Genomic DNA, 259 nt, shown 5'->3' with positions numbered 1-259 from the left:
AAGCCGCTCTGTTCGAAGTGCTCGGACATAACGCCCCAGCAGTTTAGCCAGATATGACCGGCTTGAACAGACTTGCCAACTCTCCGGCCACGCGCCGTGTCGTCTGAGAACACCGACGCGGCGAGACCGAATTCGGTAGCGTTTGCGCGCATGATTGCATCAGCTTCGTCATCAAAAATCTCGAAAGTCTGGACCGGCCCGAAGACTTCAGACTGGATGACATCAGTGCTCAGGTCCTGTACTTCGATCAGGGTGGGGC

General features: G+C 56.4%; 1 protein-coding gene. It reads right to left on the bottom strand.

Going from position 1 to position 259, the window contains the following annotated elements; all coding sequences use genetic code 11:
* Window positions 1-259 (bottom strand): aldehyde dehydrogenase family protein (locus RTW80_RS29820; protein WP_312721758.1); only part of this gene is annotated, 259 nt, incomplete at both ends.

Source organism: Escherichia sp. AM3, assembly GCF_032029835.1.
Classification (GTDB): domain Bacteria; phylum Pseudomonadota; class Gammaproteobacteria; order Enterobacterales; family Enterobacteriaceae; genus Escherichia; species Escherichia coli.
Note: the sequence above shows the minus strand (reverse complement) of the source record. Positions and strands in the feature narration are given on the sequence as shown.